18 protein-coding genes are annotated in these 18914 nt (G+C 58.6%); 5 read left to right on the top strand and 13 right to left on the bottom strand.

Going from position 1 to position 18914, the window contains the following annotated elements; genetic code table 11:
* Nucleotides 1–107: 107 nt before the first annotated feature.
* The gene (rlmE, locus tag QMK52_RS11570; protein WP_003194199.1) at nucleotides 108–758 is read right to left on the bottom strand and encodes a 23S rRNA (uridine(2552)-2'-O)-methyltransferase RlmE; all 651 of its coding nucleotides are present in this window, start codon (nucleotides 756–758) and stop codon (nucleotides 108–110) included.
* A 106-nt stretch (nucleotides 759–864) separates the two neighbouring features.
* On the opposite strand from rlmE, the gene QMK52_RS11565 reads away from it, so the two are divergent.
* Nucleotides 865–1173: a YhbY family RNA-binding protein gene (locus tag QMK52_RS11565; protein ID WP_003176146.1), complete on the top strand. Its 309-nt coding sequence runs from the start codon at nucleotides 865–867 to the stop codon at nucleotides 1171–1173.
* A gap of 9 nt (nucleotides 1174–1182) precedes the next feature.
* Here the strand turns inward: QMK52_RS11565 and QMK52_RS11560 are convergent, their stop codons facing one another.
* From QMK52_RS11560 to grpE, 8 genes are all read right to left on the bottom strand, one after another.
* Nucleotides 1183–1587, bottom strand: coding sequence for a hypothetical protein (locus QMK52_RS11560; RefSeq protein ID WP_005791492.1), 405 nt, complete (start codon nucleotides 1585–1587; stop codon nucleotides 1183–1185).
* 28 nt (nucleotides 1588–1615) lie between these two features.
* Nucleotides 1616–2092 carry a transcription elongation factor GreA gene (greA, locus tag QMK52_RS11555; protein WP_032873232.1) on the bottom strand — a complete coding sequence of 159 codons (477 nt, stop codon included), beginning with the start codon at nucleotides 2090–2092 and terminating at the stop codon, nucleotides 1616–1618.
* 2 nt (nucleotides 2093–2094) lie between these two features.
* Nucleotides 2095–5316, bottom strand: a complete 3222-nt coding sequence (gene carB, locus QMK52_RS11550) for a carbamoyl-phosphate synthase large subunit (protein WP_005791497.1) — start codon at nucleotides 5314–5316, stop codon at nucleotides 2095–2097.
* Nucleotides 5317–5421: 105 nt separating this feature from the next.
* Nucleotides 5422–6558 carry a glutamine-hydrolyzing carbamoyl-phosphate synthase small subunit gene (carA, locus tag QMK52_RS11545; RefSeq protein WP_005791498.1) on the bottom strand — a complete coding sequence of 379 codons (1137 nt, stop codon included), beginning with the start codon at nucleotides 6556–6558 and terminating at the stop codon, nucleotides 5422–5424.
* Between the two features lie 259 nt (nucleotides 6559–6817).
* The gene (gene dapB / locus QMK52_RS11540) at nucleotides 6818–7624 is read right to left on the bottom strand and encodes a 4-hydroxy-tetrahydrodipicolinate reductase (protein WP_005791500.1); all 807 of its coding nucleotides are present in this window, start codon (nucleotides 7622–7624) and stop codon (nucleotides 6818–6820) included.
* A gap of 10 nt (nucleotides 7625–7634) precedes the next feature.
* The gene (dnaJ, locus tag QMK52_RS11535; RefSeq protein ID WP_005791501.1) at nucleotides 7635–8759 is read right to left on the bottom strand and encodes a molecular chaperone DnaJ; all 1125 of its coding nucleotides are present in this window, start codon (nucleotides 8757–8759) and stop codon (nucleotides 7635–7637) included.
* A 317-nt stretch (nucleotides 8760–9076) separates the two neighbouring features.
* Nucleotides 9077–10999, bottom strand: coding sequence for a molecular chaperone DnaK (dnaK, locus tag QMK52_RS11530; RefSeq protein ID WP_005791503.1), 1923 nt, complete (start codon nucleotides 10997–10999; stop codon nucleotides 9077–9079).
* Nucleotides 11000–11101: 102 nt separating this feature from the next.
* Entirely contained in the window at nucleotides 11102–11662 is a 561-nt protein-coding gene (grpE, locus tag QMK52_RS11525) for a nucleotide exchange factor GrpE (protein ID WP_005791505.1), read from the bottom strand.
* 254 nt (nucleotides 11663–11916) lie between these two features.
* On the opposite strand from grpE, the gene recN reads away from it, so the two are divergent.
* Nucleotides 11917–13590: a DNA repair protein RecN gene (gene recN / locus QMK52_RS11520; RefSeq protein ID WP_194439229.1), complete on the top strand. Its 1674-nt coding sequence runs from the start codon at nucleotides 11917–11919 to the stop codon at nucleotides 13588–13590.
* 86 nt (nucleotides 13591–13676) lie between these two features.
* Here recN and fur read toward each other — a convergent pair whose 3' ends face one another.
* Complete coding sequence (gene fur, locus QMK52_RS11515; RefSeq protein WP_003194220.1) at nucleotides 13677–14081, bottom strand: ferric iron uptake transcriptional regulator; 405 nt, start codon at nucleotides 14079–14081, stop codon at nucleotides 13677–13679.
* A gap of 98 nt (nucleotides 14082–14179) precedes the next feature.
* On the opposite strand from fur, the gene QMK52_RS11510 reads away from it, so the two are divergent.
* Entirely contained in the window at nucleotides 14180–14707 is a 528-nt protein-coding gene (locus QMK52_RS11510; RefSeq protein WP_005791510.1) for an outer membrane protein assembly factor BamE, read from the top strand.
* Between the two features lie 63 nt (nucleotides 14708–14770).
* On the opposite strand, the gene QMK52_RS11505 is transcribed toward QMK52_RS11510, so the two are convergent.
* The gene (locus QMK52_RS11505; RefSeq protein WP_005791511.1) at nucleotides 14771–15073 is read right to left on the bottom strand and encodes an RnfH family protein; all 303 of its coding nucleotides are present in this window, start codon (nucleotides 15071–15073) and stop codon (nucleotides 14771–14773) included.
* Nucleotides 15066–15500: a type II toxin-antitoxin system RatA family toxin gene (locus tag QMK52_RS11500; RefSeq protein WP_005791512.1), complete on the bottom strand. Its 435-nt coding sequence runs from the start codon at nucleotides 15498–15500 to the stop codon at nucleotides 15066–15068. The genes QMK52_RS11505 and QMK52_RS11500 overlap by 8 nt, the downstream gene beginning before the upstream one ends.
* A 167-nt stretch (nucleotides 15501–15667) precedes the next feature.
* Between QMK52_RS11500 and smpB the strand changes: the two genes are divergently transcribed.
* Nucleotides 15668–16150: an SsrA-binding protein SmpB gene (smpB, locus tag QMK52_RS11495; protein ID WP_005791513.1), complete on the top strand. Its 483-nt coding sequence runs from the start codon at nucleotides 15668–15670 to the stop codon at nucleotides 16148–16150.
* A 36-nt stretch (nucleotides 16151–16186) separates the two neighbouring features.
* On the opposite strand, the gene QMK52_RS11490 is transcribed toward smpB, so the two are convergent.
* Nucleotides 16187–16954 (bottom strand): GntR family transcriptional regulator, encoded by a 768-nt coding sequence (locus QMK52_RS11490; RefSeq protein ID WP_005791515.1) that lies wholly within the window; start codon nucleotides 16952–16954, stop codon nucleotides 16187–16189.
* A 250-nt stretch (nucleotides 16955–17204) separates the two neighbouring features.
* Here QMK52_RS11490 and QMK52_RS11485 point away from each other — a divergent pair, with 250 nt between their 5' ends.
* Nucleotides 17205–18899: a lactate permease LctP family transporter gene (locus QMK52_RS11485; RefSeq protein ID WP_005791516.1), complete on the top strand. Its 1695-nt coding sequence runs from the start codon at nucleotides 17205–17207 to the stop codon at nucleotides 18897–18899.
* Nucleotides 18900–18914: the final 15 nt, after the last annotated feature.

Raw genomic sequence — 18914 nt, 5'->3', positions numbered from 1 at the left:
TCTGGCAGGCGCCGTCTGTAACCCTTTGTGAAACTTTGACTACACAATATTCGTAAAGCTTCGTGACGAAAGCGATATAAAAAAACCTATCGCCCTCCTCGAATTTCTCAAAAACGCTCTTCGCTCGCTGCGCCTTCCACACCGCGGTAGCCACGGCACAGCAGATACTGCTCCCTGGACCGGTCACGGGAAGAGTCCGGTTTACGGGTCTGCACCTTGTCGAACAACTTGCGAATGTTCTTGTGGTACTCGTCGAAACCTTCGCCCTGGAAGACCTTCACCAGGAAATCGCCACCCGGGCGCAATACCCGACCCGCCAAATCCAGCGCCAGCTCACACAGGAACATGGCACGCGGCATATCAACAGCCGGTAATCCACTCATATTGGGGGCCATGTCGGAAATCACAAGGTCTACCTGCGAATTTCCCACAGCCTCCAGGATCTCGGCCAATACCTTGTCTTCGGTAAAGTCGCCGTGAACAAAGGTCACGTCCGGGATGCTGTCCATCTCGAGGATGTCGGAAGCGATCAATCGGCCTTGCCCACCAATCAGACGACTGGTCACCTGGGACCAGCCACCGGGGGCCGCGCCGAGATCGATAACGCTCATGCCCGGACGGATCAGTTTATCCTTGTCCTGGATCTCCAGCAGCTTGTAGCTGGCCCGGGAACGGTAGCCGTCCTTTTGCGCCTTTTTGACGTAAGGATCATTGAAATGTTCTTGTAGCCACTTAAGGCTGGTTTTGGAACGGGCCACGGGCCACCTCGAAAAATAAAACGGGTCGTGATTAACTGGGCGGTCCCGGACTCGCTCGGGTAAACTGGCCGCCGCTTTTTACAAGATCAGACGCAGGGGTCAGATTATGCCGCTCACTCAAGAGCAGAAGAAACAGTACAAATCCATTGGCCACCATCTGAAACCAGTTCTGATTGTGGCAGACAACGGGTTGACTGAAGGTGTTTTAGCCGAATTTGAACGCGCACTGAACGATCACGAACTGATCAAGATCAAGGTCAATATCCTTGATCGCGAAGCGCGTTTGGCCGCCGTCGCAGAACTGTGCAAGGTGGGCAAAGCGGACCTGGTTCAGGTCATCGGCAAGATGGCGCTGCTGTATCGCAAGAACTTCAGCGTCAACAAGCAACTGTCGAACGTTCATCGTTTCAAATGATGAAAAGGGTCACGGGCGTGCTTCGCGCGCCCTGCCACTCCACCCCGGCGCCGGCTGCATGACCAGCACCAAACCGGAAAACCCTAGCACAAGATAGCTGAATAACTGCCAGCGCAACGCTTGCGGCAGCCAAATATACACCACGCAAAACATCGCGCACGCATACAGCGACATCAACAGCAGTTGCCCGCGAATGTCCCGCCACAAACTCTCAAAGCCCTCAGCCTTGACTAGCACTAACGCCTGGAGCAACACACACGCCGCCGCAAAACCCACCAGTAGCGCGCTCAGCAATTTGTCGATCTCATCGATCAGTAACGGTGCCAGACCAATAAGGCCCAGCACCGGTAATACACCCATATGCAACAGCCACAGGCCACCCACCCAAAGCATCTGAGAGAGCTGCCAAAGCATGGCGCCCGCACGCAGCGGGCGCCGTCTTTCAGATGTGGCGGACTTCGACAATCTCGTACTCGATGACGCCGCTCGGCGTTTTCACGGCAACGACGTCACCCTCTTCCTTGGCAATCAAGGCGCGAGCGATCGGCGAGCCGACAGAGATCTTGCCTTGCTTGAAATCAGCCTCGTCCTCACCCACGATCTGGTAAGTCACGCTTTCGTCAGTCTCGACGTTGGCGATTTCCACGGTCGTGCCGAAAATCACCTTGCCGGTATGCGGGATGGTCGTGACGTCGATGATCACCGCATTCTGCATACGGCCTTCGATATCACGGATCCGCGCCTCGACCATACCCTGCTGCTCGCGAGCAGCGTGGTATTCGGCGTTTTCCTTCAAGTCACCCAGCTCGCGGGCCGTACCGATGTCCTGGCTCAGCTTTGGACGTACGACTTTGGTCAGATGGGCGTGCTCCTCTTCCAGGGCGCGAGCGCCCTGAACGGTCATCGGGTATTTGGTTATGCTCATGCCTTCAATCCTGCGTGTAGATCCTGCAAGCGACGCACGGTCTTTTCCGGACCGAACTTGAGCGCTTCGCAGATGGCTTCGCCAGCAGCAATGGTGGTGGTGCAGTAGATCTTGTGCTGCAAGGCATTACGACGAATGGAGTAGGAATCCGCGATCGACTGACGACCTTCGGTGGTGTTGATGATCAGCGTGACTTCGTCATTCTTGATCATGTCGACCACATGCGGACGGCCTTCCGTCACCTTGTTCACGCGACGTACTTTCAGGCCGGCAGCTTCGATCAGCTTGGCGGTCCCGGCAGTCGCGACGACTTCGAAGCCCAAGTTGATCAGATCACGGGCCACGCCCGCAACCAGTGGCTTGTCGTCATCACGCACGCTGATAAACGCAGTACCGCCGGTTGGCAGCACTTCGCTGGCACCCATCTGGGCCTTGGCGAACGCTTCACCGAAGGTATCGCCCACGCCCATCACTTCACCGGTGGACTTCATCTCTGGGCCCAGGATCGGGTCCACACCAGGGAATTTGGCGAATGGGAACACCGCCTCTTTCACGCTGTAGAAGTTTGGAATGATTTCCTTGGTAAAGCCGATTTCCTTCAAGGTCTTACCGGCCATCACACGGGCAGCGATCATGGCCAGGGACACACCGATGCACTTGGATACAAAAGGCACGGTACGCGAGGCACGCGGGTTGACTTCAATGACGTAGATGTCTTCGCCTTGCAGCGCCAACTGAACGTTCATCAGGCCGACCACACCCAGCTCCAGGGCCATTTTCTTGACCTGTTCGCGCATCTCGTCCTGGATGTGCGCCGGCAGCGAGTACGGCGGCAGCGAGCACGCGGAGTCACCGGAGTGAACGCCGGCCTGCTCGATGTGCTGCATGATCGCGCCGATCACTACGTCAGTACCGTCGCATACCGCATCCACGTCCATTTCGATGGCGCAGTTGAGGAAGTGGTCCAGCAGCACCGGGCTGTCGTTGGACACTTTCACCGCATCACGCAGGTAGCGCTTGAGTTCGTCTTCTTCGTAGACGATTTCCATCGCGCGACCGCCCAGTACGTAGGACGGGCGCACCACCAGCGGGTAGCCGATCTTGCTGGCTGCACGGATGGCTTCGTCTTCGCTGCGCACGGTAGCGTTTGGCGGCTGACGCAGGTTCAGGCGCTCAACCATCTGCTGGAAGCGCTCACGGTCTTCGGCACGGTCGATAGCGTCCGGGCTGGTACCGATGATCGGCACGCCGGCAGCTTCCAGGGCACGCGCCAGTTTCAGCGGGGTCTGGCCGCCGTATTGGACGATCACGCCCTTAGGCTTCTCGACGCGGCAGATTTCCAATACGTCTTCCAGCGTTACCGGCTCGAAGTACAGACGGTCGGAAGTGTCGTAGTCGGTGGAAACGGTTTCCGGGTTGCAGTTGACCATGATGGTCTCGTACCCGTCTTCGCGCAGGGCGAGGGCGGCGTGTACACAGCAGTAGTCGAACTCGATACCCTGGCCGATACGGTTCGGACCGCCGCCCAGAATGATGATCTTGTCGCGATCCGACGGCGCGGCTTCGCACTCTTCCTCATAGGTGGAGTACATGTAGGCAGTGTCGGTGGCGAACTCTGCGGCGCAGGTGTCAACGCGCTTGTAGACCGGAAAGATATCCAGCTTGTGGCGATGAGTACGCAGGTTCTTCTCGGTCACACCCAGCAGCTTGGCCAGACGCTGGTCGGAGAAGCCTTTGCGCTTGAGACGGAACATCAGGTCGCGGTCGATAGACGACAGGCCCAGAGTCTTGACCTTCTCTTCTTCCTTGATCAGATCTTCGATCTGCACCAGGAACCACGGATCGATCATGTTCATGCCGAAGATATCTTCGACGCTCAGGCCGGCACGGAAGGCGTCGGCCACGTACCAGATACGCTCGGCGCCCGGCACGGTCAGCTCGCGCTTGAGGATGCTCATGCTTTCCGGATTGCTCAGGTCGAGCTTCTCGTCCAGGCCGCAAACACCGACTTCCAGGCCGCGCAGGGCTTTCTGCAGGGATTCCTGGAACGTGCGGCCGATCGCCATGACTTCGCCGACCGACTTCATCTGGGTGGTCAGGCGCGCATCAGCCTTGGCGAACTTCTCAAAGGCAAAGCGTGGCAGCTTGGTCACAACGTAGTCGATAGACGGCTCGAAAGACGCCGGCATAGCGCCGCCGGTGATTTCGTTTTGCAGTTCGTCCAAGGTGTAGCCGATAGCCAGCTTGGCAGCGATCCGCGCAATCGGGAAGCCGGTAGCTTTCGAGGCCAGCGCAGAAGAACGCGATACACGTGGGTTCATCTCGATCACGACCATGCGGCCGGTGTCCGGGCAGATGCCGAACTGAACGTTGGAACCGCCGGTTTCAACGCCGATCTCGCGCAATACCGCCAGGGAGGCGTTACGCAGGATCTGGTATTCCTTGTCGGTCAGGGTCTGCGCCGGAGCTACGGTGATCGAGTCACCGGTGTGCACGCCCATCGGATCGAAGTTTTCGATGGAGCAGACGATGATGCAGTTATCCTTCTTATCGCGGACAACCTCCATCTCGTATTCTTTCCAGCCGATCAGCGATTCGTCGATCAGCAGCTCTTTGGTCGGCGACAGGTCCAGGCCACGCGCGCAGATCTCTTCGAACTCTTCACGGTTGTAGGCAATGCCGCCACCGGTGCCGCCCATGGTGAAGGACGGACGGATAATGCAAGGGAAGCCCAGGGTCTCAAGGACCGCATTGGCTTCTTCCATGCTGTGGGCGATACCGGAACGCGGGCACGCCAGGCCGATGGACTTCATGGCCTTGTCGAAACGCGAACGGTCTTCAGCTTTGTCGATGGTGTCGGCATTGGCGCCGATCATCTCTACGCCGAACTTTTCCAGGACGCCTTCGCGCTCCAGGTCCAGGGCGCAGTTCAATGCAGTCTGGCCGCCCATGGTTGGCAGCAGCGCGTCCGGACGCTCTTTCTCGATGATCTTGGCAACGGTCTGCCATTTGATCGGTTCGATGTATGTCGCGTCGGCCATGGCCGGGTCGGTCATGATGGTGGCCGGGTTGGAGTTCACCAGGATGACGCGGTAGCCCTCCTCACGCAGGGCTTTACAGGCCTGGGCGCCGGAGTAGTCGAATTCGCAGGCCTGGCCGATCACGATCGGGCCAGCGCCGAGAATCAGGATGCTTTTTATGTCTGTACGTTTTGGCATGGGTTTGTCACTCAAATCCGCAGGTCAGTCGGCAAGCCGTCTAGAACAATCCTTGAAGAGCCTGCGGGGGCCACCGAGGTTCGGGGCCGCCCGCAGAGCACTCAGTCAGCGTCGCTTGGCCATCTCATTGATGAAACGGTCGAACAGCGGCGCTACGTCGTTCGGGCCCGGGCTGGCTTCAGGGTGGCCCTGGAAGCTGAACGCGCTCTTGTCGGTGCGCTCGATGCCCTGCAGGGAACCGTCGAACAGCGACTTGTGAATGGCGCGCACATTACTCGGCAAGCTGGCCTCATCCACCGCAAAACCGTGGTTCTGGCTGGTGATCATCACAACGCCGGTGTCCAGGTCTTGTACCGGGTGGTTGGCACCGTGGTGGCCGTGGCCCATTTTCAGGGTCTTGGCGCCGGAGGCCAAAGCCAGCAGCTGGTGGCCAAGGCAGATACCGAACACCGGAATGTCGGTTTCCAGCACGTCCTTGATGGCCTGGATAGCGTAGTCGCATGGCTCGGGGTCACCCGGGCCGTTGGACAGGAACACGCCGTCCGGTTGCATCGCGAGCACATCGCTGGCAGGCGTTTGCGCAGGCACCACGGTCACGCGGCAACCACGCTCGACCAACATGCGCAGGATGTTGTACTTGACGCCGTAGTCGTAGGCGACCACGTGGTAAGGCAGATCGGCAGCTTCGATAGTCGCGTGGCTGTCGGTCTTCAGATCCCACACAGTGGAACGCCACTCGTACTTCTCTTTGACGCTGACGACTTTCGCCAGGTCCATGCCTTTCAGGCCAGGGAAGCCTTGTGCTGCGGCAATCGCCGCCTCGTCGGAAATATTGTCACCGACCATGATGCAGCCATTCTGCGAGCCTTTTTCACGCAGGATGCGCGTGAGGCGGCGCGTATCGATACCGGCGATCGCCACAACATTGTTGGCTTTCAGGTAATCGGACAGCGACATCGTGTTACGCCAGTTGCTCGCAACCAGTGGCAGGTCACGAATCACCAGACCGGCCGACCAGACACGATCAGACTCGACATCTTCCGGCGTAGTGCCGGTGTTGCCGATGTGCGGATAGGTCAGGGTAACGATCTGTTGGGCGTAGGAAGGATCGGTAAGGATTTCCTGATAGCCGGTCATGGCGGTGTTGAACACCACCTCTCCAACGGTTTGACCGTCGGCTCCAATGGCTTCGCCGCGAAAAATGCTGCCATCAGCAAGGGCGAGTATGGCTGGCTTAGTCAAGAAGACCTCCCGTAAATAAAGCCTGAAAGGGCGATCGCAGGTTGTAAAAAAGCGGAGTGACGTATGGACACGTCACCCCGCTTCTTCATCGAATTATTCTGCGCGCTTTTAGTGGACACACTAAAGCTGTAGCTTACAGAAAAAGGCTTTTTGGGTCCACCGCTAATGAGCCTTAAAGGCAGGAGAATGCGACAGGACGTCGCTTAGCGGGTAAAAACGGGGCCTCAGGATAATCCCGAGGCCCCATTTAAGCTACTGATTAGTGCAGATCCAGCACGTCACGCATGTCATACAGGCCCGGCTCGCGGCCTTCCAACCAGAGTGCAGCTCGCACTGCGCCCTTGGCGAACGTCATGCGGCTTGAAGCCTTGTGCGTGATCTCCAGGCGCTCGCCTTCGGTGGCGAACAACACCGTGTGATCGCCAACCACATCACCACCGCGCACGGTTGCAAAGCCGATGGTGTCGCGCGCGCGCTCACCGGTATGGCCTTCACGCCCGTATACCGCCACTTTCGATAGATCGCGGCCCAGCGCATCAGCGATAGCTTCACCCATGCGCAACGCAGTGCCCGATGGCGCATCGATCTTGTGGCGGTGATGAGTCTCGATAATCTCGATATCGGCTTCATCACCCAGCACACGCGCTGCCAGGTCCAACAATTTCAGCGACAGGTTCACGCCAACGCTGAAGTTGGCAGCAAAGACGATCGGAATATCCTTGCCCGCCTCCACCAGCAACTGCTTCTGCTCAGCACTCAAACCAGTCGTACCGATCACCATGGCCTTGCCTGCCTTGCGGCAGAAGGCCAGGTTTTTCAGCATCACGTCAGGCAAGGTGAAATCGATGAGCACGTCGAACTCGTCAGCCACCTGCTCAAGGCTGCCCGTCAACGACACACCGATGCGGCCCAACGACGCCAACTCACCGGCATCCGCCCCGATCAACGTGCTTCCTGGGCGAACAATCGCCGCCGTCAGCCCGGAGGCCGGCGAGCGTTGCTGCACCGCCTCGACCAGCGTCTTGCCCATGCGCCCGGCAGCGCCCATTACGGCTATACGTCGCATATTCACGTCCTTACAGGTCGCCGAAGAAGCGTTTCACGCCATCGAAGAAGCCAGTGGTTTTCGGCGAATGGGAGTCATCGCCTTCCAGGGAGCTGCGGAACTCTTCGAGCAGTTCGCGCTGACGACGGCCCAGATTGACCGGGGTTTCCACCGCCACACGACACATCAGGTCGCCCGCACCGCCACCGCGCACTGGCGCAACGCCTTTGCCACGGATGCGGAACTGCTTGCCAGTCTGTGTCCCCTCGGGAATCTTGAGTTTGACTCGACCATCAAGGGTCGGAATCTCCAACTCACCGCCCAGGGCCGCATCGACAAAGCTGATCGGCACTTCGCAGAACAGGTGTTTGCCATCGCGCTGGAAGATCGAGTGCTCACGCACATTGATCACCACGTACAGGTCGCCAGTCGGACCGCCCTGGGTACCCGCCTCGCCTTCGCCCGACAGGCGGATACGATCACCGGTATCCACACCCGCCGGCACTTTCACCGAGAGGGTCTTGTACTCTTCAACACGACCTTCACCGTGGCAGGAATCGCACGGGTCGGAAATGATCTTGCCCTGGCCATGGCAACGCGGGCAGGTTTGCTGCACCGAGAAGAAGCCCTGCTGCATGCGCACCTGACCGATGCCACCACAGGTCGGGCAAGTGATCGGCGAGGAGCCTTTCTTGGCACCCGAACCGTCGCACGGCTTGCAGTTAACCAGCGTCGGCACACGAATATTGACGCTGGTGCCGCGCACGGCTTCTTCCAGATTCAACTCCAGCGTGTAGCGCAAGTCACTGCCACGCTGCGCGCCGCCACGCTGACCGCCACGGCCACCGCCGAAGAAATCGCTGAACACGTCGCCGAAAATATCGGAGAAGTTCTGACCGCCGAAACCGGCGCCGCCGCCACCCATGCTCGGGTCGACGCCGGCATGACCGTACTGGTCGTAGGCCGCACGCTTATTGGGATCACACAGGCATTCGTAGGCCTCATTGGCCTCTTTGAACATCTCTTCGGATTCTTTGTTATCCGGATTACGGTCGGGGTGGTGCTTCATCGCCAGGCGACGGTAGGCCTTCTTCAGGTCCGCCTCGCTGGCCCCGCGCTCCACACCCAATACTTCGTAATAGTCACGCTTTGCCATAAGTCTTTGCACTCTTAAGGACGTTCGGCCTGGCCCTCCTGAACCCTGCCAAACTCGTTGAGCCCCAATACAGGCCCGGACCCAACTCACGTCAATTCAACGATCCTGGTCATTACTGCTTTTAGCCAGGGACCCGGCCAAAAACGCGGTGAATGCCATTCGGAAAGCAGGAGCATTCCCGATCACACCGCCAGCATCCGAGCGTTGTCGCATGCTGTAAAAATTCGCATACCCCAGACACGCCAACGCGGGAGCAAGCTCCCGCGCGGCGACATCCTACCAGTCACCGCTTGTGAGCGGTCAACCGGGCGACCAAGTTACTTCTTCTGGTCTTCTTTGACTTCTTCGAACTCGGCATCGACAACATCGTCGTGCTTGGCTTCTGGCTCTGCCTGCTGCGCAGCACCATCAGCCGGCTGGCCTTGTTCGGCGTACATTTTCTGAGCGACCGGTGCGGAGACTTTCGACAGCTCCTCGATCTTGGCTTCGATGGCAGCCTTGTCGTCACCTTTGATGGCGGCTTCCAAGGCAACCAAGGCCGCTTCGATTGCGGTTTTCTCTTCTTCGGTCACTTTGTCGCCAGCATCAGCGATCATCTTGCGAGTGGAGTGAACCAGCGCATCACCCTGGTTACGGGCGCCAGCCAGCTCAGCAAACTTGGCATCCGCATCAGCGTTGGCTTCAGCATCACGAATCATCTGTTGAATTTCTTCATCAGACAGACCGGAGTTGGCCTTGATGGTGATCTTCTGCTCTTTGCCGGTTGCCTTGTCTTTCGCGCCGACGTGCAGGATGCCGTTGGCGTCGATGTCGAAGGTCACTTCGATTTGTGGCACGCCACGTGGTGCTGGTGGAATCTCAGCCAGGTCGAACTTGCCCAGGGACTTGTTCTGCGCGGCTTGCTTGCGCTCACCTTGCAGCACGTGAATGGTCACGGCGCCCTGGTTGTCATCGGCAGTCGAGAACACCTGGGATTTCTTGGTAGGAATCGTGGTGTTTTTCTCGATCAGCGCAGTCATCACGCCACCCATGGTTTCGATACCCAGGGTCAGCGGGCTCACGTCCAGCAGCAATACGTCTTTTACGTCACCGGCCAATACCGCACCCTGGATGGCAGCACCCATGGCAACAGCTTCGTCCGGGTTCACGTCTTTACGTGCTTCTTTGCCGAAGAACTCGGTTACCAGCTTCTGAACCAGCGGCATACGGGTCTGACCGCCGACCAGGATCACGTCGTTGATCGAGCCAACGTCGATACCGGAGTCTTTCAGTGCGATACGGCACGGCTCGATGGTGCGCTGAACCAGGTCTTCAACCAGAGCTTCGAGCTTGGAGCGCGAGATTTTCACGTTCAAGTGCTTAGGACCGGTAGCGTCTGCAGTGATGTACGGCAGGTTGACGTCGGTCGACTGAGCGGAAGACAGCTCGATCTTGGCTTTTTCAGCGGCTTCTTTCAGGCGCTGCATGGCCAGCGGGTCACCCTTGAGGTTCATGCCGCTTTCTTTCTTGAATTCGTCTACCAGGTAGTCGATCAGACGGATGTCAAAGTCTTCACCACCCAGGAAGGTGTCACCGTTGGTGGCCAACACTTCGAACTGGTGCTCGCCGTCAACTTCTGCGATCTCGATCACGGACACGTCAAAAGTACCGCCACCCAGGTCGTAGACGATCACAGTGTGGTCGCCCTTGGCCTTGTCCATGCCGTAAGCCAGAGCGGCTGCGGTTGGCTCGTTGATGATACGTTTCACGTCCAGACCCGCGATACGGCCGGCGTCTTTGGTTGCCTGACGCTGACTGTCGTTGAAGTAGGCAGGAACGGTGATCACCGCTTCAGTCACTGCTTCACCGAGGTAGTCTTCGGCAGTCTTCTTCATCTTTTTCAAGATTTCAGCCGAGATTTGCGGCGGCGACATTTTCTGGCCGTTTACTTCAACCCAGGCGTCACCGTTGTCAGCCTTGGCGATTTTGTAAGGGACCATCTTGATGTCTTTCTGTACGACTTCTTCGTCGAACTTACGACCGATCAGACGCTTTACCGCGTACAGGGTGTTGTGCGGGTTGGTCACCGCCTGACGCTTGGCCGATTGACCGACGAGGATTTCACCGTCGTTGGCGTAAGCGATGATCGACGGAGTGGTACGTGCGCCTTCGGCGTTTTCGATAACTTTTGCAACGCCGTTTTCCAGCACGGAGACGCAGGAGTTGGTGGTCCCCAGGTCAATACCGATAATTTTGCCCATGATTTACTCTCCCGAACTTTGAATTTGGTTGCCGCAGCAGTTGTGGCTAACTGCGGTAGCACTTAAACGCTTGACTTATAGATGGGGGCCTTGCGGCGGATTTCAAGCCTGCTCATCAATAGAAGGTGCAGCGGGTGCAGGAGCCTTGCTCACCACCACCATTGCCGGGCGCATCAAGCGACCATTGAGCTGGTAACCCTTCTGGAACACCTTCATCACGCTGTTAGGCTCCAGGTCGTGGCTTTCCTGCATGGCCATGGCCTGGTGATGCTCGGCGTTGAACGGCTCGCCGCCTTGCGGATCGATCGCTTCCAGCTGATAACGCTTCAGGGTGTCCTGGAACATTTTCAGCGTCAGCTCGATGCCTTCACGCATTGGGCGGATGTTTTCGTCGGCCGGGTCAGACAACTCAAGACCACGTTCAAGACTGTCGATGATCGGCAGCAGATCGCCAGCGAATTTTTCCAGCGCGAATTTGTGAGCCTTTTCTACGTCCTGCTCGGCACGGCGGCGGACGTTCTGCAGATCGGCGGCAACACGCAACGATTGATCCTGCGCAGCGGACAATTGCTCTTCGAGCACTTGCACACGGGTGGCCAGCTCATCACCGGCAGCCGCATTGGCGTCTGGAGTTTGCGTATCCTGCGTCTGTTCGTCAGCCATAGATTTCTCCTTTCAAAATCATGCGCGATCTCGACTCGCGCTTCTGTTCCGGTATATGGGGCCACAATTTCCAGGTTCAAGGGCGCGGGCGTTACCAAAAGTCTTTCGCATGACTCGAATCATTTCCTGCCCCTACATTCCTCATCACGCTAAAAAAAACTATTGATCAAGCAAATCGAGCTAAGCGCCAGGATTGTCAGCCACAAACAAAACACTGTATAAATAACCAGACCTCAAGCCTGGGAGCGGCCGTCATGCTCGTGCACCTGTCTGTACATAACTACGCAATCGTTGAACATCTGGATCTCGAACTGGATCGCGGGATGAGCGTAATCACAGGCGAAACCGGCGCCGGCAAGTCGATCATGCTCGACGCCCTCGGCCTGACCCTCGGCGACCGCGCCGACAGTGGCGTGGTACGCCCAGGCTCCGACAAAGCCGATATCCTGGCGACCTTTGACCTGGCCGACATTCCCGAGGCCGAGGCATGGCTGGTCGAGCGCGACCTGAACAATGAAGGGCCGTGCATCTTGCGCCGGGTAATCACTGCCGAAGGTCGCTCCCGCGGCTATATCAACGGCACGCCGTGCCCACTTGGCGACTTGAAAGCCCTGGGTGAGCTGCTGATCGATATCCACAGCCAGCATGAACACCAGTCCCTGCTCAAAACCGATACTCACCGCCGACTGCTCGACGAATACGCCGGCGCCACCGACCTTGCCCGCCAGGTTCAACTGGCCGCCCAACGCTGGCGCCAGACACGCCAGGAACTGGAACGCCTCTCCAACTCCGGCGATGAACAACGCGCCCGCCAACAACTGCTCAGCTATCAACTCGAAGAGCTTGAAAGCCTGGGCCTGGGCGAGACCGAACTGGAGCAGCTTGAGCAGGAACACAAGAACCTGACCAATGCAGAGACCTTGCTGGGTATCTGCCGCCAGGTCGTCGAGCAATGCAGCGAGAGTGACTCGGGCAATGTGCTCAACGCACTGACAGCCAGCCTCAATCGCCTGTCCAGCGTGAACAATGCTTCCGGTTCGTTGAATGAGGCCACTACCCTGCTCACCAGCGCACAGATCCAGGTTGAAGAAGCCGTCGGCGAACTCAACCGCTTCCTGGACCACTTCGACGCCGATCCGGCACGCCTGCAGGAAATAGAAGAACGCCTGGACACTATCTACACCCTGGCGCGCAAGCATCGAATCCAGCCCACTGAACTGGCTGCCATGCAACAGAAGCTGCTGGATGAAATCGACACACTGAATGCCAACGACGAGTCCATCGAGCGACTCGGCGAGGAACTCGCTTCGTTTGCCCGCCACTATCAGGAGAAGGCCCAGGAGCTGAGCGACCTGCGCCAACAGGCAGCCACCAGCCTGGCCAGCGCCGTCGAGCAGGAAATCCAGCGCCTGGGTATGCCGGGCGGGCGCTTCACCATCGAACTGCGCGCCAACGCCAGCCACGAACTACAGCCCCATGGGCTGGAGCAGGTAGAACTGCTGGTCAGCGCCAACCCCGGTCAGCCACTCAAGGCCCTGGCCAAAGTGGCCTCAGGCGGCGAGTTGTCGCGGATCAGCCTGGCGATCCAGGTGATCACCGCCCAGACCTCACGGGTACCAACGCTGGTATTCGATGAAGTAGACGTTGGCATCGGCGGGCCAACCGCAGAGATTGTTGGCCAGTTGTTGCGCCGCCTGGGGGATCGCGGCCAGGTACTTACGGTGACTCACTTGCCGCAAGTGGCCGCTCAGGGGCATCAACATCTATTTGTGCACAAGGTGCGCGGCAGCGACGCGACGCACACGGCCGTCTCCAAGCTGAACAAGTCCGAACGGGTAGAAGAAGTTGCGCGGATGCTCGGCGGTATCGACCTGACCAAGGAGTCGTTGGCTCACGCGAAAAAAATGGTCGTGGCCGCGAAGGCTTGAACGGGTACTTTTCCTCTTTATAGAAAGCACGAAGGCGACCCTAGGGTCGCCTTCAACCGTTTCGCAGAGCAAAACTGCGTCGATTTTTACTTTTTCTTACGGATGTACAGCACCAGATTATGGTCGACCAAATCGAAACCGTGCTCCTCAGCAATCTTATGCTGCAGCGCTTCGATTTCAGGGCTGGTGAACTCGATAACCTCATTGGTATCCAGGTCAACCATGTGGTCATGGTGACCACCGTCAGCCAGTTCGAATACTGCATGACCGCCGTCGAAATTATGGCGAACCACCAGCCCTGCGGCTTCAAACTGGGTCAGTACACGGTAGACCGTGGCCAGGCCGACGTCCTCGTTAGACTCCATCAGCGCCTTGTAAACATCCTCGGCACTCATGTGGCGTTGCTCAGCAGAATCGAGCATTTGTAGAATCTTGACTCGTGGCAGAGTCACTTTGAGACCGGCTTTGCGTAGTTCGCTATTTTCAACCATGGTTAGCTTTCTCGCGGATGCTGCTTCGCAGCTTCTCTTAATACGGGTATGATCGGCGTTTACGTTGTCCCAGCCAAGATAGTGGAAGTCGCCCACCGATGCAAAACACCAAGCTCTTGCTAACCAGTTTCACCTTTGTGGGACTGCTCGCACTCGCCGGTTGTTCATTCCCCGGGGTTTACAAAATCGACATCCAGCAGGGCAATGTCGTCACGCAGGACATGATAGACCAGTTACGCCCGGGAATGACCCGACGGCAAGTACGGTTTATCATGGGCAACCCCCTGCTGACCGACACATTCCATGCCGATCGCTGGGATTATCTCTACAGCCTGCAGCCTGGTGGCGGTGAACGCCAACAGGAGCGCGTCAGTGTCATCTTCAATGGCAATGACCAGCTCGTGAGCCTGTCCGGTGACTTCATGCCCGGCGTAAGCCGCGATGAAGCCTTGCTGGGCAAGGACAGCGGCACCAACGTGACCGCGCCTGCGCAGGAAGCCGAAAAGCCGAAATCCGAGGTGCCGGCCAAGCCAGGCTCCTTGCTGGACCAGATCCAGAAAGACGTCGACGGTGTCGAAACTGTACCCGTCCCGACGCCACAGCCTCTGGACACCAGCCCGCAATAATTTTGCGGCGCTCGATAAAAAGCCCGGCATGCCGGGCTTTTTGTTGCCTGCCGGTTGGCAAGCTCAGGTGTTTTTTCGCTTGAGCATCGCCGCCTTCGCCGCACGCAGCCTGCGTATTTCCTTGGGGTCTGCCAGCAATGGCCGGTAGATCTCAATCCGATCCCCCGGCTGCACGGCACGCACATCAGCGTCTGCCACCACCTTACCGAAGATACCCAGCGGGCAGTCCGCCAACGCCAACTGCGGAAAATGCTCTGCAATGCCCGACGCCAGCACTGCCGCCCTCAGGCTTGTGCCCACCGGCATCGCCACCGCCAGCAGAACCTGGCGATCCACATCGGCATACACCACTTCAATATCAACCATGCAATTGCTTGGCTCGCTGACAGAAAGCGTCCACCAAGGTATTTGCCGCCTGATTGAACAGTGGCCCCAGCGTCGCCCGCACAATGGGGCCGGCGTAATCAAACGAAAGATCCAGGCTGATCTTGCAGGCCTTATCTGTCAGCGCCTTGAACACCCACACGCCGTGCAGCTGGGTGAACGGCCCTTCCTGCAAATTCATTTCAATGGATTTGCCCGGCACCAGCACATTGCGCGTAACAAAATGCTGGCTGAGGCCACCCTTGGCCACACCAACACTGGCGACCATGTGCTCATCACTGCTCTCCAAAACCTCGGCAGTCGAGCACCAAGGCAGGAATTCCGGGTAACGCGCCACGTCGTTGACCAGGTCATAGAGCGCCTGTGCCGGATAGGGCAGCAGGGCCGAACGTTGAATATGCGTCGTCATGTGAGCGTTACTTCCACTGCTTAAGGCAAACGTCGCGAAAGTACAGCCCGATCCGCGAGAGAAAAAAACCAAAGAACTGCCCGTATTGTCCGGGATTCGTCCAACACGCTCAAGCACGCAGGTTGACCGTAGCCGACACGCTCGCAACTCCCTATAATGCCGCCCCTATGGCTAAACAAAAGAAACACCCCACAGGGACCATCGCGCAAAATAAAAAGGCGCGACACGATTACTTCATCGAACATCGGTTCGAGGCTGGTCTGGTCCTGGCCGGCTGGGAAGTAAAAAGTCTGCGTGCCAGCAAACTGCAGCTGGTCGACAGCTATGTGCTGCTCAAGGATGGCGAGGCGTGGCTGCTCGGCAGTCATATCACCCCGCTGACCACCGCGAGCACCCACGTGATTGCCGACCCGGTGCGCACGCGCAAGCTGTTGCTCAATGCCCGCGAACTCGAAAAGCTCGCCGCGGCCGTGCAGCAAAAAGGCTACGCGTGCGTCTGCCTGTCGTGGTACTGGAGCAAGCACCTGGTCAAGTGCGAAATCGCACTGGGCAAGGGCAAGAAGGAATACGACAAGCGCGACACCGAACGCGAGCGCGACTCCAATCGCGAACTGCATCGCGCCGTGCGCAACAAGGGCAAGGAAGACTAACCCTTGTGATGATGTAGCCGCGGGCAACCCCCGTGGCTACATGCCCTTACGTCGCTCCGCCCGCGCTACCCGCTGAACCTCCTGACGCACTTCCTCCAACACTTCCTGCACGTACAACAGGTGACGTGTTGAAACGTCGCGCGCCTGCTCGGCCCGCCCCTCGATAATCGCCAGGTACAAGTCCCGGTGCTGACTGATCAGCATGTCGCGGGTCTCGGTGCGCTGCTGATACATACCGCCAATATTGGTCACCACGTTGCGCTTGAGCAAGTCGAACAACCCGCGAATGGTGTGCAGCAGCACCGCGTTATGACTGGCCTCGGCGATCGCCAAGTGAAACCTTGCATCCGCAGCGCCCTCCTCCACTCGGCTCACCTCGTCGGCTCGCGCATAGCAGTCCTGCAGCGCTTCGAACGCCGCCGTCAGTCGCTCACGGTCGACCTCGGTAGCACGCAATGCCGCGTAATAAGCACACGAAGCCTCCAGAGTCTGGCGAAACTCCAGAAGGTCGCGCTGCGCCTCGGGATTGTTTTCCAGCAGATGCAGCAGCGGATCACTGAAGGTCGAACCCAGGGAATCCACCACATAGTTGCCGCCGCCCTGTCGACTGACCAGCAACCCCTTGGCCGCCAACTTCTGGATCGCCTCACGCAATGAAGGGCGCGACACACCAAATTGTTCAGCCAAAGCGCGTTCGGCCGGCAAGCGCTCGCCCGACTTCAACGTGCCCTCAAGGATCATGCCCTCAAGCTGCTCGACAATATCGTCAGACAAACGGCGCTGACGCACCTGATCAAACCCCATAACTCACTCTCCACCATCCCGACCACTCGCCGGGGCCCCTATTCTGGCCTATCGCCGCGCCCGCAGCACCTATCAGAACACCTTCGATTTACCCGTTCAGAACACTCGACAGCCACTCTCAGACCAAAGTTTGACGAGCGGCAAATTGACACACCCCTGCCAAGGCTCTTAATCTAGCCCACAGCGATTGTAAATTGGTATTACCAATTATCCAAGCTGATCAAACAACAACAATCAGGGGCCACCCCATATGCAAACCTGGCAACAGCTCTACAGCCCTCTCGGCAGCCTCGGCCTGTCCGCACTGGCCGCCGTTATTCCAATCGTGTTCTTCTTCCTGGCCCTGGCCGTATTCCGCCTCAAAGGCCATGTGGCCGGCAGCATCACCCTGGCATTGTCGATCCTGGTCGCCATATTCGCCTTCCAGATGCCGGTCGACATGGCCCTGGCAGCGGCCGGTTACGGGTTTGCCTATGGCTTGTGGCCCATCGCCTGGATCATCGTGGCGGCGGTGTTCCTCTACAAGCTGACGGTCAAGAGTGGGCAGTTCGAGATCATCCGCAGCTCCGTCTTGTCGATCACCGATGACCAACGTTTGCAGGTGCTGCTGATCGGCTTCTGCTTTGGCGCCTTCCTGGAAGGCGCGGCCGGGTTCGGCGCACCCGTGGCAATCACCGCCGCGTTGCTGGTGGGCCTGGGCTTCAACCCGCTGTACGCCGCGGGCTTGTGCCTGATCGCCAACACCGCGCCGGTGGCGTTCGGCGCACTGGGCATTCCGATCATCGTCGCAGGCCAGGTCACCGGCATCGATGCGTTCAAGATCGGCGCCATGACCGGCCGCCAACTGCCGCTGCTGTCGCTGTTTGTGCCCTTCTGGCTGGTGTTCATGATGGACGGCCTGCGCGGCGTGCGTGAAACCTGGCCGGCAGCCTTGGTGGCCGGCTTGAGCTTTGCCGTCACCCAGTACTTCACCTCCAACTTCATTGGCCCGGAACTGCCGGACATCACCTCGGCACTCGCCAGCCTGATCGCCCTCACACTGTTCCTGAAAATCTGGCAACCCAAGCGCACCGCAGGCGCGCAGATTGCCGGTGCCACCTCCAGCGTAGCGGTCACCTCCAGCGCCGGCGGCTTCGGTTTGCCGCGCAGCACAGTGGTTTCACCCTACAGCCTGGGGCAAATCTTCAAGGCCTGGTCGCCGTTCCTGATCCTGACCGTGCTGGTCACCATCTGGACCCTCAAACCCTTCAAGGCCATGTTCGCCGCGGGCGGTTCGATGTACAGCTGGGTGTTCAACTTCGCGATCCCCCACCTGGACCAATTGGTGATCAAAGTCGCACCCATCGTCACCAACCCCACCGCCATCCCCGCCGTCTTCAAGCTGGACCCGATTTCGGCCACCGGCACCGCGATCTTCTTCTCCGCGCTGGTCTCGATGCTGGTGCTGAAAATCGACATCAAAACTGGTCTTACCACTTTAAAAGAAACCTTCTTTGAGCTGCGCTGGCCGATCCTGTCCATCGGCATGGTGCTGGCGTTCGCCTTCGTCACCAACTACTCCGGCATGTCCTCGACCATGGCCCTGGTACTGGCCGGCACCGGCGCCGCCTTCCCGTTCTTCTCGCCATTCCTCGGCTGGCTGGGGGTTTTCCTGACCGGCTCGGATACTTCATCCAACGCCCTGTTCAGCTCGCTGCAAGCCACCACCGCCCACCAGATTGGCGTCAACGACACCTTGCTGGTAGCCGCCAACACCAGCGGCGGCGTCACCGGCAAAATGATCTCGCCGCAATCGATCGCCGTGGCCTGCGCAGCCACGGGCCTGGTGGGCAAGGAGTCCGATCTGTTCCGCTTTACCCTCAAGCACAGCCTGTTCTTTGCCACCATCGTCGGGCTGATCACCCTGGCGCAGGCGTACTGGTTCACCGGTATGCTGGTGCACTGAGACCTGCACGTAATA

Origin of the sequence: Pseudomonas sp. P9_2 (genome assembly GCF_034008255.1) — a bacterium.
In the GTDB taxonomy this organism is placed as follows: Bacteria; Pseudomonadota; Gammaproteobacteria; order Pseudomonadales; family Pseudomonadaceae; genus Aquipseudomonas; species Aquipseudomonas synxantha_A.
The sequence above is the reverse complement of the archived record's forward strand: the minus strand, read 5'-3'. Positions and strand labels throughout refer to the sequence as shown.